The 14,743-nt window shown below is 59.7% G+C and carries 10 protein-coding genes and 1 pseudogene; 8 read left to right on the forward strand and 3 right to left on the reverse strand.

Going from position 1 to position 14,743, the window contains the following annotated elements; translation table 11 throughout:
• Both PLJ71_20785 and PLJ71_20790 read right to left on the reverse strand, forming a co-directional pair.
• Window positions 1-303, reverse strand: a 303-nt coding sequence (locus PLJ71_20785) for a hypothetical protein (protein HQM51131.1), incomplete at its 3' end; no start/stop codon positions are given.
• Window positions 304-623: 320 nt separating this feature from the next.
• Entirely contained in the window at window positions 624-899 is a 276-nt protein-coding gene (locus PLJ71_20790; protein HQM51132.1) for a hypothetical protein, read from the reverse strand.
• Between the two features lie 1,216 nt (window positions 900-2,115).
• On the opposite strand from PLJ71_20790, the gene PLJ71_20795 reads away from it, so the two are divergent.
• The 6 genes from PLJ71_20795 (at window position 2,116) to PLJ71_20820 (ending at window position 10,257) form a co-directional block, all read left to right on the forward strand.
• Window positions 2,116-2,859, forward strand: coding sequence for an ABC transporter ATP-binding protein (locus PLJ71_20795; protein HQM51133.1), 744 nt, complete (start codon window positions 2,116-2,118; stop codon window positions 2,857-2,859).
• Window positions 2,832-4,064, forward strand: a complete 1,233-nt coding sequence (locus PLJ71_20800; GenBank protein HQM51134.1) for an efflux RND transporter periplasmic adaptor subunit — start codon at window positions 2,832-2,834, stop codon at window positions 4,062-4,064. The genes PLJ71_20795 and PLJ71_20800 overlap by 28 nt, the downstream gene beginning before the upstream one ends.
• Window positions 4,061-5,272 carry an ABC transporter permease gene (locus PLJ71_20805; GenBank protein ID HQM51135.1) on the forward strand — a complete coding sequence of 404 codons (1,212 nt, stop codon included), beginning with the start codon at window positions 4,061-4,063 and terminating at the stop codon, window positions 5,270-5,272. The genes PLJ71_20800 and PLJ71_20805 overlap by 4 nt, the downstream gene beginning before the upstream one ends.
• Window positions 5,273-5,747: 475 nt before the next feature.
• Window positions 5,748-8,810, forward strand: a complete 3,063-nt coding sequence (locus PLJ71_20810) for a LamG domain-containing protein (GenBank protein HQM51136.1) — start codon at window positions 5,748-5,750, stop codon at window positions 8,808-8,810.
• A 500-nt stretch (window positions 8,811-9,310) separates the two neighbouring features.
• The gene (locus PLJ71_20815) at window positions 9,311-9,721 is read left to right on the forward strand and encodes an IS630 transposase-related protein (GenBank protein HQM51137.1); all 411 of its coding nucleotides are present in this window, start codon (window positions 9,311-9,313) and stop codon (window positions 9,719-9,721) included.
• A 200-nt stretch (window positions 9,722-9,921) separates the two neighbouring features.
• Window positions 9,922-10,257, forward strand: coding sequence for a transposase (locus PLJ71_20820; protein HQM51138.1), 336 nt, complete (start codon window positions 9,922-9,924; stop codon window positions 10,255-10,257).
• Between the two features lie 237 nt (window positions 10,258-10,494).
• Here the strand turns inward: PLJ71_20820 and PLJ71_20825 are convergent, their stop codons facing one another.
• Window positions 10,495-11,613, reverse strand: coding sequence for a hypothetical protein (locus tag PLJ71_20825; protein HQM51139.1), 1,119 nt, complete (start codon window positions 11,611-11,613; stop codon window positions 10,495-10,497).
• Between the two features lie 64 nt (window positions 11,614-11,677).
• On the opposite strand from PLJ71_20825, the pseudogene PLJ71_20830 reads away from it, so the two are divergent.
• Both PLJ71_20830 and PLJ71_20835 read left to right on the forward strand, forming a co-directional pair.
• Window positions 11,678-11,824: pseudogene (locus PLJ71_20830) on the forward strand (hypothetical protein).
• A gap of 119 nt (window positions 11,825-11,943) precedes the next feature.
• Window positions 11,944-14,661 carry a sigma-70 family RNA polymerase sigma factor gene (locus PLJ71_20835; protein HQM51140.1) on the forward strand — a complete coding sequence of 906 codons (2,718 nt, stop codon included), beginning with the start codon at window positions 11,944-11,946 and terminating at the stop codon, window positions 14,659-14,661.
• Window positions 14,662-14,743: the final 82 nt, after the last annotated feature.

The following is a 14,743-nucleotide window of genomic DNA, read 5'->3' on the forward strand; positions in this document are numbered from 1 at the left end:
CAACTCTCCCCTAACCCAAGCCCACCAATTCTCCCAAATGCGCTGAAACTCAACACGCCGCAAACAAGGTGGCTCAATACAACAGAGCATCTCTTTGTGCAGACAAGAGTCCGGCATTGTCTGAACCTTTTCCCATAAAGTTGTCTGGGCGGTTAGGATCGTCAACCATTGCGGGCAGTTGCCTAACGTCTGGGTGGCAACCACAAAACCGCCGGACTCGGTTGCAGTTACCGCAGATGCAGATACACTCGCGCCAAATTCGACCACATCCATCTCGGCTAGGATCGCGAATATAGGTGTCATCCAAGTCTCCCCTGTAGTGGCCGAATTCATGGGCCAAGGTGTGCACAACGGACGCGTGGTCTGTGCCCATCCATATGTGTCGGCCCTCTATGTGCTGACCTTTTTCATCGAAGCCTGGCTGGCTTGCTCGACCATTGGCATCGTATATGGATTCGACCATGATGATGTCTATCTGTCTGACATCAATCTCGTCATTGGGTCCCCACACAGGATCTTCCCATTCATTCTTAATGTTTGTCCATTCATCGAGATTATCGATAATCTTGTACTTATCGCCAGGGGGCGCGGGGGGGCCGACCTCAACGTGGGTGTCCTTGAATTCATATAATTCTCCCAATACTAGCGCAATGGGCAATCCCCTGCACATAGACATAATGGTTCTCCGGCAGATCGAAGAAATCCATGTCGTGGACACGCATGGCATCCAACTCCGCCGAGGACTCGTACGCCGTGTTATATCGGTCGTTGTAGATCTCGTACACCTCCCGCTCCGCCCCCAGATCGGGGGTCTGGGAAATACGGGAAGCGTGGATTTCAATTGAGCCAATCCCGAAGAACACGAACAAAATCGAGCACGTGCAAACAACCCTCTTCATCTCTCATTGCCTCTCTGAGCCCGCTTTGTCATGCAACTGTATTTGATTGAAACCTGCCCTTCTATCGGTCTATATGCGCGCCTAGCAGCGTCAGAAAGTACATAGTACCGAGACAGAAGAACACAGAGCATATGTAGCAAGACACACGCACCCACTGGTCCAGACGCCCATACTGCTGAAGATCTGATTTCCGGAAAAGCCAATATGCGCTGTAGAAAGCAAATGTTAGGAAAAACTCCACATAGATAAGAATATCTCGCCAAGCATCACGAGGAATTCCAAGCAAGACATAACCAAGACTTATATAGACTGCAAATATCGCTGTGAGCATGAAAACCCTTGCGGCCCTTCGCCAGACGGTGTTGCGACGCACAATCAAATCAGGCATTTAGCGTATACCATCGATTACTGGGGCAAGGCCGTCCTCTTGTAGTTGCAGATCAGCCTTGACAACGGCAACCCAGAATGCGAATTGGGCTCCTTTTTCCCCTTGTACGAATCGGGATGGAGGATACATCGGTTCCAGGTACCCTAGAATCTCTTGTGCCTGAGCTTTAGGCAATGCAGCCAAATGCATTATTGCGCTTTTTTGGACTCCCTGTTTCTTCTGGCTTTGAAGCCGCGCTTGGTATGGGGCTTCTCGGCTGTCGTGCCATAGGGGGAGTATAGCTCAGGTGCGCGCAGGGCGCAACAGGGGGGAATGGGCAATTCAGGGGCGGCGCAAGGTAAGGCGCAGCCGGAGACGATGCAACGAGACCGGCCGGCCGGGCCTCGAAAAACCTGGGCGCAGCAAAGCATGAGCCTTTCGGCTCGCCCGTAGACGGTGAAAATGGAAAAGCCCGCAGCTCCCTTGACCACCCCAGGGGCCCCTGCTACGCTGGAGCCGCGCGGCGGGCTGAAGCCCGCCAGGGACATACTGTACTACGACACCTTAATTCGCCATGGGGACTGTCGAAAGACGGGGGCAAGCTCATTGACTTGCTGTAAATACGGACCCAGGTAGCCTTAATGTACTGAGAGACCTGCGCATAGTCTGATGAATTCGCTCGTGTCCTCTCCGGGAAGCGCTCAACGACGACGTCTCAACAAGGGGAAAAGAGCAACAAACAAGGACAGAACTCGACCAATCCAACGAACAAGACCTCCACTGACAGTCATTTGCACCCCAATAAGGACAAGTTCTCGAGGAGTACACCATGTGATACAATCCTCCGCTATGAAGGTCGATAACGCACACCATCCACTCATTGTCGTTGAGAACCTCACCAAGGATTATGTGATGGGCGAGGCGACAGTGCATGCGCTGCGGGGTGTTTCGTTCGGGATTGAACGTGGCGCTTTCATAGCGATCATGGGTCCGTCGGGCTCGGGCAAGACGACGCTCCTCGATATCTTGGGCTGCCTATCGAGGCCGACGTCGGGCACGTATTGGCTTGAGGCGGAGCGGGTCTCGGACCTCGGGGAGAACCGGCTGGCCGAGTTGCGCAACCACTACATTGGGTTCGTCTTTCAGAACTTCAACCTCTTGCCGCGGACCACGGCCTTGGCCAACGTGGGATTGCCCCTGTTGTACACCGGAACCCCGAAAAAGGAGCGGTTGAGGCGCGCGCGGTGTGCGCTGGAAGCAGTCGGACTGGGAGATCGAGTGGACCACCGGCCGAACGAACTATCCGGAGGCCAGCGGCAGCGGGTAGCGGTTGCGCGGGCCCTCGTCAACGATCCCTCGATCCTGTTTGCGGATGAGCCCACAGGCAACCTGGACTCGACCAGCGGCGAGAGCATCCTCGCCCTGTTCAGGGAACTTCACGCGCAAGGAAACACGATCGTCATCGTGACCCACGAACGCGAGATTGCCGAACATGCCCAGCGGATTATCAGCTTCCGAGATGGGCAACTGGTGAAAGACGAATGGCGAAACAAGACAAACGACACGTGGGAATTCGAGCATTCGGTTGGCTGATCCTGCTCGTCGCGGTAGTCGCCCCGCTTGTGTATCTGTCAATACGCGAGAGCGTGGTAGAGGTGACGGCTGCGCCGGTGACGCGCGGCCGGGTTGAACAGACGGTCACGGCCATCGCCTCGGGGACGGTCATGTCGAAATTGGATTCCCTGGTGGCGTCGGGCTTCATGGGAACCGTCGTGGGAATCCCGTTCGAGGAGGGCGACCGGGTTGAGAAAGACGATGTCCTGGTGGAGTTGAACCATGTGGACCTCGACGCGCAGGTCGCTCTTGCCGAGGCCAATCTGCGGGTGGGCCGCTCGATGCTCGAGCGGGCGCGCCTCGCCGCGCGTATCTACAAAGAGATCGCGGAAACGCGCGTGAGCCAGACCGGCGCCCAGCTCAAACAGGCCGAAAGCGACTTCGGGCGGGTCAAGGCTCTGGCAGACAGGGGTGCCCTCTCGACGAGCGACTTTGACAAGGCCGCGTTAGCCCTCCGTGTAGCCGAGGACAGCGCGACGGCGGCGTTAGCGAGCCAGCGCGAAAACCTCGTGCGCGACGAGGAGATCCGTTCGGCAGAGGCGAGTATCGAGCAGCTCGAAGCGGCCGTGGCCGCGGCCAAGGCAACCCGTGAGAAGGCCTTTGTGCGCGCGCCGTTTGACGGCGTCGTGGCGCGCGTCATTGCCGACCTGGGCGCCTCCGTCACCGTGGGGATGCCGCTTGTGCAACTTGTGCGGGACGAGGAACTTTACATTGAAGCGCCGTTTGACGAGGCCAACATGGCCGACATCAAGCTTGGGCAAAAGGTGCGGATCACGCTCGACGCCTACCGCGGTGAAGAGTTTACCGGCCGGGTCAGTTTTATCTGGCCTGTGGTGCAGACACTGACGCAAGAATTGACGCGGACCCTCAACATCAAAGTTGTGGTCGAGGAGGACCACGAACGCCTCCTGCCGGGCATGTCCGCCGACCTGGTCATCATCGTGGACGAGAAAGAGGGGGTGCTCTTCGCACCGTCCGAGGCCCTGATGCGGCAACAGTACGCTTACGTGATCGAGAACGGACGCGCTGTCCGGCGCGAAGTGACGACGGGAATCGGCAATTGGGAGACCGTCGAGATCCGCGACGGACTTAAAGAAGGTGATGTGATCATCACCTCGCTTTCGATCAAAGAACTCAAAGACGGCGTCAAGGTGGCGGTTGTGGATGAACTCGAGGACCAATGAGCCTGTTCGAACATCTAGGTGTTGCGCTCTCGTCCTTGGCGCAGAATAAGGTCCGGTCGGCGTTAACCATGCTGGGCGTGATCATCGGTGTGCTATCTGTAATCCTGTTGATCGCGCTTGGCGAGGGAGCTCAGGCCTACGTCGAGCGCGAGTTCGCGGGGATGGGCAGCAACATCCTCATCATCACTCCCGGCAAGCAGGAAACCTCGGGCATGATGCCCCTGGTGGCAGGGAGTTTCCGCAAGCTAACCTATAACAACGCAAAGGAGATCGAACGCAAGGCCGCCGGCGTCATGGGCGTGTCTCCGCTGGTGATCGGGGCGGGAGCCGTGAAATGGGGAGATCGCCAGCGTAATACCATTGTCATTGGCGCCGTGTCCAATTTTGAGGAGGTCCGCGATATCCATGCACAGATCGGGAGGTTCATTTCAGAGCAGGACGTGGACCGGGGCAACAAGGTGTGCATTCTCGGGACGACCGTGAAGCGGGAACTGTTCGGAAACCAGAACGCGTTGTACGAGAAAGTGGCGATCAATCGCATGAAACACATGGTCGTCGGCATTCTCGAGAAGAAGGGCGTCATGCTCGGGATCGATGTCGACGACCTGGTGCTTGTGCCTCTTACAAGTGGCCAGCAGATGTTCTATGGCGGCGAGGACGAGTTATTTGAGATCATCGTCAAGGCCCAAAGTGCTGAAGACATCGACACCGCGACCGAATCCATCCGCACCATCCTCACGGCGGCCCACGACTATACGGAGGATTTCACCATCACGGACCAGACGTCGATGCTCGACACCTTCGGTGAGATATTCCTGGCGTTGCGCATCATGCTTGCGGGCATCGCGTCCATTTCATTGCTGGTGGGCGGCATCGGCATCATGAATATCATGCTCGTATCGGTGCGCGAGCGGACCCGCGAGGTGGGCATCCGCAAGGCCGTAGGCGCGAAACGGCGTGACATCGCGATGCAGTTCGCCATCGAAGCGGTCACCCTCAGCTCCATCGGCGGATGGATCGGCATCGCGCTCGGGTTCGTCGGCACCTTCATCATGCGGCAGTTCTTGCCCACGTTTCCGGTGTATTGCTCGGCCTGGTCCATCATCATGGCCTTCACCTTCAGCATGACCGTCGGCGTCTTCTTCGGGGCCTACCCGGCCGTAAAGGCCTCGAGCGTCGATCCAGTCGAAGCCCTGCGCTACGAATAGCCTCCCGGCCGCGTGCAAGGTCGTCCATTTCAACCGCATGCGTTCAATCATGTCCGCTCCGATGTTGCGTTCACCAATTACTCTCTGCGAAGCGCAAAGGGTAATTGATGGCGACAAGGAATAAGGAACTCGAGAGACCACGCAATTGCCGTAAGTCCTTGTCCCTCGATAAGAACAAATCCTCGTCGACCACAGACAGCAGCAAGAGGCAAAGAACGAGATGGGTCTTTGTACGACTCGCAACTCGCAGGAATTGGGCTACGGGTTTCGAACCGGAGCACTGTGTGTTCGGCTTCCGGTGTGCGAACGGGACACAGCGCGGAGCATGAGGAACGATACTGCGCGGATATGAACCCTTGACATTTGCCATGTGTGACAAGCACTGGTGTGCCCATGGAACGTCGAGGTTGGGTGTGCTCGCCCCCGTGCTAGAATGTCCTCAGAACGAGGGGACACCGGAAAGAGGAATAGAACAATGGGCCTGCTTCTGATTGCGTCGATGATGTGGGCATCCTTTGCCGCGGAAGACCTGACGGGGGTCGTGGCGCATTATCCGTTTGACGAAGGTTCGGGCGCCGTTCTGCATGACCGGAGCGGCAACGGCTATGATGGTGTGATTGTGGGCGCGCAGTGGGCTTCCGCTGAGGAAGGGGGCGGGCTCCGGTTCTGCAACGGTCCCGAAAGCGGGGATGTGGACTTCGGCGACAATCGCAACCTCAAGATCGCGGGCGACTCGACGATTCTGGCCTGGGTCCGTTTAGACGCTTCGCCGTATCCCGATGATGCCACGAACTGGACGATCATCGATTGCGAGCGTTACCGCGCGGAAGGATTCGTGCTGCGGGTCGACGGAGGGACTTCGCGGGTCATGTACCGCGCGAGCCAAAAAGGCGCGGAGCAGTACGCCTTCGGCGCCACCGTCTTATCCAACCAGACGGTGCACTTCATCGGGGTCGTCCGCCAGGACGACGCCGTCACCGTGTACGTCAACGGCCTTCCGGACGCGTCGTTCGCGGTCCATTCCAACGAGTTCGGCGAGGCGCCGTTCCGTATCAGCGCCGAGGGCCAACCTTTTCGCGGAACCGTTTTCGAAGTTACGCTGCTGAACAGGCCGGTCAGCCCGGACGAGATCGCAGCGCGGTATTGGCGCGGAGCGGAACGGTACCGGAAGGAAGGCGCGCGGCCCGGGCAGTTGTCCCTTAGACCCTTTGTTTACTATGACGAGAAAGTGGCGTGCGTCGAGGTCGCGTTTCTGGGCGTGATGCCGTTGGCTGCGGGCGAACAGGTGCGCGTCGCACTGGTCCGCGGCGACGGTGAGATCTTGGCGTCGCAGGCGGTATCGGAGGTCCCTCGCGAAGGCCGGGGCCGATACTTCTTCCCACTCAACGGGCTTATGGAGGGCCAATATGAACTCCGTGCGGAATTGACGGGGGCCGCCCGAACCGCGCGCACGACGGCGCCGTTTCGCTATCCCGCGCCGGAACCGGCGGTCCCGTCGCCCAAGGATGAGATGATCCCGCCGTTGCCCCGCGAGCCGGCGCCCGTCGCGTGCCGCCTCGAAGCCTCGCCCGGTGGGGGAACCTATGTGACCGTCGCTGAAACGCGGTTGATGCTCGAATCCTCGTTTTCGATTCCGAACAGTGGTGAGAACCGGCTGGCCTGTGCCGATGCCCCGGACGCAACCGGCGAGCCGGAATGGCGCCTCGCCCAGTCTGAGGCCGACACCGTGGCGGCGCGGGGCCGGTTCTACGCGGTGGCGCGCGGGCTGCGGCCTGAGGCCGGCCGCATGGTGGTCACGGACACTATCACAAACCTTACCAGCGAGCCGCTGGGCCTGATTTTCCACAACCGGCTCAGCGCGCGCGACACCCGGTTTGAGAAGGCGCTCGTGGCGGCTAAGCAAACCGTCCGGACCGTGGAGGATTGCCCGCTCAAGTTCTGTCCCACCGTCTTTCTCGTGAGGCCCGACCTGGGCGTCGGTCTCGTGGCCCTGGACGACGTCTATATTGTCCAGAGCCGCGGCGCCTCAGACGGCCAGACATGGGTAGACCTTTATTCCCGGGAGTTCGCCCTGGACGCCGGCGTCGCGTACACGTTGGAGTGGGCCATCTACGCCAACGCGACCGGCGACTACTACGATTTCGTCAACGCAATCCGCCGCGACGAACGTCGCAACGAGGTTTCGATCGAGGGTGGTCTGTCGTTTTTGCCGGGCACTCAACAAAAGCGTGACATCGCCCTCATGCCCGGCCCGGACTACTTTGCCCTGCGCGAGCCAAGGTACGTCACGCTCGGGTGTCTATCGTGGTGCACGGACGACCCTGCGATATCGGTCGAAGGCATCGAGTTTGTTGAATACCCGCAGGAACGCAAACAGGTTCGCGCAATGATGGATGCGCTGGCTGCGATCCGGCCAGGCGCCAGAGGCATGTTCCACGTCGCGCACCAGCTTTATGCGACGAACCGTCCCCAAGAGCGATTCCCCGACTCGAAAGTCGTCGGGGCCGACGGCAAGCAAGCCGTTTACCCTTACCAATATGAGAACGGTACGTATTTCTCCGCTGAACGCGTCGCGGATAACTGGCGCTGGTGGATCTACTACCCCACGCTCGAAAACTCCTTCGGCAAGGCCCTGCTCGACAGCGTAGACGTCATGATGGACGAGATGGGCACGGAGGGAGTGTTCGCGGACGGGTTCCTGTTCGGCTACGGCGGCGAGTACACCTACGACCATTGGGATCGTCACAGCGCGGACATTGATCCTGTGACGCACGTCATCACGCGCAAAAAGGCTTCTGTCCTCCTCGTCACCCAGGACGCCATGGCCGCGTGGTGCCGGAAGATCTGGGCCAAGGGCGGCGTGGTCATTGCCAACGGCGTGGTCCCTACTCGCTCCCTCTGCGCGTTGCCCGTCATCACCGACAAGGAAGTCACCGAGGGACCCGACGTAGCTCTCCTTCCCACCCCCGTCACGCTCGGCAACCCCTCTTTGTGTAGCTCCGAGGAAGGCGTCTATGAGGACGTTTTGGGCAAATTGCGCTGGGGCAATTTGTATTTTTACTACAACGAACCCGCGGCGTTGGCGTACGAGTCCGTCCCCAAACGGATGTATCCCATCACGGTGCAGGAAGTGCATGCCGGATACGTCAAGGGAAGAGAGCGCCTTGTCACCATGCACAGCGGCGTCTATGGCTGGCCCGACGCCCCTGATCTCCACTTGGCCTACCGCTACGACGGACGGGGCCATCCGATCCGCGCTGGGTACGTTACCGCAGTTGACCCCGACTCCGTGCGGACCCGCGTCGTGCTCGAGGATAACGAATGCGCCGTGCTCGAACGTATCCCCCTCCGTATTGAAACTGCTGCACCGTTCCACGTCATCGTAGAGCGCGGCGCCAACGGCAGCCTCCGCCTCCACCTCAATGGCCACGGCACGATCCGCATCCTTATGCCCAACGAGTTCCCGCGCGACGTTACTATTGACGGCCCGCAGGAGGTTGTCTTGCTGCTCCCGGAATCCGACAGTCTTAAGAAGTAGGGGATCGATTGTATATGCAGTGAGACTCTCGCAGGTCGGGCGGAAGCGGCCAGATGTGTCCTTGCTGTGTCGTTTTCTGGCAGATGTGCACATGCTTCCCGCAGAGCCGCTGTATGCGCTAGTCCGGCCCGGCCAACCTCCCTTCTGCTCTCTCATGCGCGGCGATCTCTTGTGCGCGAAGAACAGAAACGAGGAAAGAAACAAGGAAGCGTTTCCTCTCATCGGGTTTTCCAAGTCGCGAAAAGATCTCAACTGCGAGTGCCACAACTGAAGCAGCGTTCTCCTCTTTCTCAACTCATGTCCCAAGCGGATCGAGATAACTCGCAAGAAGGTTTGTCCTATCGAAGCCATCGGTGCCTCTCGCCGGCATGGCGCCTCGCCACTTGCCGCATCCAATACTCGAAATGATTATATCGTAGCGGCGAAACGCCTTGTGGCTGCATGGCTGAAGCTAGAGCGTTTTAAATCAAACTGTAGCCTTTTGTGGGCGGATGTGCTATATGAAGGCTATGAGAACGATATCTACGGATTTACGGGAACGCATTGTGGCGGCCTGCGACCGGGGCGATGGAACGCGACAACAGATCGCCGACCGGTACGAGGTATCTCTAGGCCTGCTGAAGAAGCTTCTTGGACAGCGGCAGCGTACCGGCGGTATCGCGCCGCGCCACCGTTTTTCAGGCCGGAAGCCCAAGATCACGCATGAACATCAGCACCGGCTGAGAAGATTGGTGCGCGATCACCCGGAGATGACGCTGGAAGAGTTGCGTGACGCCTTAGGGGTTGGGTGCACGCCGCAGGCCATTCACTACGTGCTGTTACGCATGAACCTGCCTTTAAAAAAAGACGTTTCGTCCTGCCGAAGTGAATCGTCCGGACATCCAGGAAGCGCGAGCACGGTGGGTTGCTGAGATAGCCGGGGTGTCCCACCAGCGCTTGGTGTTTCTCGACGAGTCCGGGGCCAAGACCAACATGACGCGTCTGTATGGGCACGGCCCTCGTGGTGCCCGGGTGTTTGACCACGTTCCGCACGGCCGTCTGGAAACGACGACCCTGATCGCCGCCGTAAGCCGCAACGGTCCCCCCGGCCCCTTGGGTGCTGAAAGGCCCCATGGACGGGGCGGCGTTTTGGGTCTGGGCGAAGCAGGTCTTCGTGCGCACGCTGCAATCGACGGACATCGTAGTCCTGGACAACCTGTCCGTCCATCGAAACGCCGCCGCGTGCGCTGCCATTACAGCCGTAGGGGCGCAGCTCTGGCCTCTACCTCCCTACAGCTACGACCTTAACCCCATCGAAAAGATGTGGAGCAAGGTAAGAGCCTACCTGCGCAGAGCAAAGGCGCGAGATCCCCAAAGCCTCTTCCACGCGATCTCGCGCGCTCTGGAGCAGGTTACGCAAGAAGACGTTCGAAATTGGTTTGCCTCCTGCGGCTATAGTTTTATTTAAAATGCTCTAATCCCGCCCAACTCGACCTGTGGGCCTTCGGACACCAATGACGACCCAAACTGCGAAAATTCTGGGGGAACTTCTGCTCAGCACTTCTACCTTAGGTACCAAGAACAAACGGGTTCACCTGGCCCCGTTCCGTTCTCACACACCACACACGACAGCCAGGTGTTATCCATCGCCGCCTTTCCCGAACTACCCATAGCAAGAACGGGGGGAATGCAAGAAGCAATGCCCCTAGCCACGGGCGCCGCGGGATACCCGACCACCGCCGGCCTCGTGCAGAATCCGCGAAGCCTCCGCATCAACATCAACACCGGGCATCGGCGCATCCGGATCGAGCCGGCCCTCCGCATCAGCCACTTCAAACAAGGAGGTGAATCCCAGAATCACCCGGGACGCACGGCTTCCATTCCCCAATACGACACCAAACGTCCAGGACTCGAACGGAGACCCTGAAGGTCTCGCTTCCTCCCCAGGAAAACGAACCAGCGCAGGAAGACGGAATTCGCCAAAGGCCACATGCAGCCTGGCCCGGTCGAGCCTGACCCGCCGCGTGAACTCCCCAACCCGCCGCCCATCCGCCCAAACACAACACCCCACGACCATGCCTGCCCAAGGCGACGGATAAGGAACACGCAGCGAAAGCACAGGAACCATCACCTCGACCCACTCCCGGTTGAACTGCTCGCCAAGCATCCGGGACCGCCCATCTTCGCCAGCCCCCGCCACGGCGAGACGCTCAATCTCAACCGTCCGCACGATCTCATCCAGAGACACCACCCAGAACGCCAGCACACCCAACAGTTTCGACTCGACAGAGAACCGAAACTCCCACTCGCCCGGGCTTCTTGAAACAGGGCTGTTGGCCACGTCCCGGGCAAGGTGTCCCAGCCGCATCTCGCCCCGGGAAAGATCCAGAGGAAGACAAAACGAATCCTCCACCGCCAACGCGCCCTTAGACACCAGCTCCGCACGCACCCGGAACCCCGCAAACTTGGACGGGTGATACGTCCGGGCCCGCAACGACGCCAGGGGAGCAATCCACTTCGCCTCCGGCAAGACCACCGGCGTAAGACATACCTGCCCCTCTACCGAAACTGCCAGGGCCGCGTCAACCAGCTCGAGATCGTCAAGCAGCATCCCCGGAGACACCACCTCGAACTCCACCGCCCCAAGGATACGCCCGGTTTCCTCCAACTCCACTGCGGCAGCCCACACACCGGGAACAGCGAACATCCCCTGCAAACCGGCGACACAAAGCTGAACCGTGCACGCCCCTCCCTCGGGGTATCGTTCCACGACTTTCCGGGTCCGCCAGGCATCCCCGGCTGGCCGAAGCAGTACGAACGCCAAACGCAGCGGATAGACCCCCTCCCGCGAGGGCAATTCCAACCGCGCACACCAGCTTAACCGGGAGCCCACCAGCCACGAGTCACAGGTTTACGGTCTTGCCTTCAACGCGGACGGCACGCGGCTCGTCTCCGGCAGTGATGACAAGACCGCACGGGTATGGGACACCGAAACGGGCCCGGATCACAGTATTGTCTATTGCGTCAATATATAATGTATGCGGTAGGATATTTCCCCCGGCGGGGTCTCATCGACGCGCTGCCCAGATTGGCCTGGGGTCTCCGTCTTATTGGTAGATGGAACGTATGAGCTGCTTGGACTAGGATCTCTGATATGGCTTCCGATCTGGCATTACTGACGCGGTGGGCCAATCGCCGGGAGGCCCAAGCCTTCAAGGAGATCGTGTCGCGGTATGCGCCCATGGTCTATGCGACCTGCGTGCGTGTGTTGGGCGATCCACATGAGGCCGAGGACGTCGCCCAGGAATGTTTTGAAACCCTGGTGAAGACGTCCAAGAAGCCCGAGAAGCACCTCGGGGCATGGTTGCACCGCGTGGCCACCAACCGGTCACTGGATCGGATCCGTTCGGAGCAGCGCCGCAGGATACGGGAGAAGGATTTCGTCGAACAGCACAAGGCTTCCGTCCAGGTGCAGTGGGATGATATTTACGATCACATCGATGGCGCGATCGCGGAACTGCCCGAGGAATTCCGCATACCTATCGTCGCTCACTATCTTCAGGACCAGAAGCACGCGGCCATTGCGCGTTCTTTGAAGGTATCGCGACGGACCGTGGCCCGGCATATCACCCGAGGCACCGAAATGCTCGCAAGGAGCCTTCAGAAGCGTGGCGTAACTTTGAGCATCGGCGCCTTGACAGCTCTCATGACGGCAAACCTGGTTTCGGCCGCGCCCGTGCCGGCGGGGCTTTCCGCTGCTCTGGGAAAACTGGCGCTTGCTCAGGCAGGGGCCTCAGCGACTTCGGGCGCTGTGGTGGAATCGGGTCTTATCGCAGGCATAGGCACGGTCAAGATACTTGCGATTGGTTTGGCCATCGTCGGCGTCGCCGCAGTTGTGGGTGTGATCCTTCTAGAATCCGAACGGGAACAGGCCGCTACAAGCGTTGAAGTTGCCCCAGAAAACCAGGAGCCGATTCCCCCTCCGTCCCCGGGGGATAGTCTGCTTAGTGCCAGGATCGCAAGCCCCGTTCCCGAAGAACCGGCCGTCACGGCGGGCGATGCGTCCGACACGTCCGACACACCCGGCACGTACGCGCACAGCGGCGCGGCAGCGGCGGTTTCGGGCGTTTTGTCAGGCCGGGTGGTCGACAGCGACGGCCGGGGCGTGGCGCGGGCCGACATTGACGTCAATTCTTCCGGGGAAGGGATAGTAGCTACGGCGCTGACGGACGCGGAAGGCCGCTTCGAGCTGGCGAATCTGAAGCCGGGCACCATGCTGGATCTCGTCATCAAAGCCAAGGGCTACAATACTTGTCGTCGCACCGTCGAGACGCCTCCCGATGGCGGGTCGCGCGAGATCCTTGTCGTCTTGGAACGGGTATCGTCCATCTCCGGTCAAGTTGTGGATGTGGACCGGCGGCCCCTGCCGAATGTCTGGGTGCAATTGGAGCGCAACCCCGGCAAGAACGGGCCGTGGTATTACGGGGAAGGAAGCGAGAAAGGAAAGTCTGCGGACTTCATGGGCCGGTTTACCCTGACCGGCGTGGCGCCGGGAATCTACACATTTCTGGTGAATAGCGCACAATTCACGACAAACGCGCTGAACGAACCGGTTGAATTGGCGGCGGGACAGAATCTCCAGGGCCTTGTTGTTGTTGTGCCAATATCCAGGGAACTTGGGATTCAGGGCTACGTAAGCGATGAGAACGGATATGTCATTGAGGGCGTCCAGGTATTGGCGGACAGCATCTACGGATTCCACCGGGTTGGGGATGGGTCCCTCGTAAGTGCTTCGGCAACGACCAATGCCTCAGGATTCTACCGCATTGACGGCGTGGCCGATCCCGTCGACCTGCTTTTCGAACCGCCCGCCGGCAGTGGCTATGGGAGGGCATGGCTCAGCAATATTAGGCCGGGAACGCTCGACGCGGATGTGGTGCTGCGTACTGCAGGAGGCATCGCCGGCATCGTCGTGGACGCCCAAAGTTCGCAGCCTCTGCAGGATTTCACCGTCGAGGTGTGGCGCGTGGACAGCATCGACGGGGAGGAAGGACCTCAGACGGCTTTCGGTGAGGTTCAAGAGGGAGAAGCGCCGGGCACGTTTGTCATCTCCGGCGTGGCGCCGGGTACCGTGCAATTGTATGCGCAAGCGCCCGGACATGCCGGCCGGATTGTCCGCGACATCCAAGTCGAGAACGGGGAAACCACCGGCGGAATCGAAATTGCCCTTGGTGCGCCGTGCATCCTCGAGGGCCGTATCTTGATGGACGGGCAGCCACCCGTTGGGTACCGCGTGGGTCTCGAACTACATTCGGAAGACTATCCCACCCTCACCAATCGCGTTTCTTCGACGATTGCCAACCCCGACGGCACGTTCCGGTATGACGAACTGCCCGAGGGAACGTACCTTGCGCGTCCTGTCGGGGGCATCTACTCGGGTGGGGAATGGTACCGCGCTTCCCGCCAGTACACCGTGACGCTCATCGCCGGACAAACCACCTACGCGGTGTTTGATGTAGGTGGCACGTGCTCGCTGCAGGGGCATGTGAGCGCCCCGGAAGGAAGTGCCCGTTGCGTCGTATGCGTTTACGATCCGGATCAAGTGCCCGAACGACCGCGCGATTGCCTCATTTACGGTCTTGGCGAATGCCGGATCGTGGGCGCCGAAGGCGACTATAAATTGCCCAACCTGTCTCCCGGCATCTATCTCGTCACGGCGTATTCCTCCGATTCCCGCCACGATTTCCGCCGTGCCCAGACCTATCCCATCGTGCTCGAAGAAGGGGATATCCTTGAGGTCAACTTTGATCTGACCTTCGACGTGGCCCCCGGCGTACCCGATGTCTCTCTCGATGCCTCCCCCTCGCCGTGAGGCGGAGTGTGGATTCTCCGTTCCGCACAGTGCGGTTACCCCCGATTTTAGGACCACGGGCATAAGTGGAATCTGCGTCCTT

The organism is Candidatus Hydrogenedentota bacterium, from assembly GCA_035416745.1.
GTDB lineage: Bacteria > Hydrogenedentota > Hydrogenedentia > Hydrogenedentales > SLHB01 > UBA2224.

Coding starts and splice junctions, on each gene's coding strand:
- PLJ71_20790 (HQM51132.1), bottom strand. CDS start 899: ATGAAGAGGGTTGTTTGCACGTGCTCGATTTTGTTCGTGTTCTTCGGG.
- PLJ71_20795 (HQM51133.1), top strand. CDS start 2,116: ATGAAGGTCGATAACGCACACCATCCACTCATTGTCGTTGAGAACCTC.
- PLJ71_20805 (HQM51135.1), top strand. CDS start 4,061: ATGAGCCTGTTCGAACATCTAGGTGTTGCGCTCTCGTCCTTGGCGCAG.
- PLJ71_20810 (HQM51136.1), top strand. CDS start 5,748: ATGGGCCTGCTTCTGATTGCGTCGATGATGTGGGCATCCTTTGCCGCG.
- PLJ71_20815 (HQM51137.1), top strand. CDS start 9,311: ATGAAGGCTATGAGAACGATATCTACGGATTTACGGGAACGCATTGTG.
- PLJ71_20820 (HQM51138.1), top strand. CDS start 9,922: ATGGACGGGGCGGCGTTTTGGGTCTGGGCGAAGCAGGTCTTCGTGCGC.
- PLJ71_20835 (HQM51140.1), top strand. CDS start 11,944: ATGGCTTCCGATCTGGCATTACTGACGCGGTGGGCCAATCGCCGGGAG.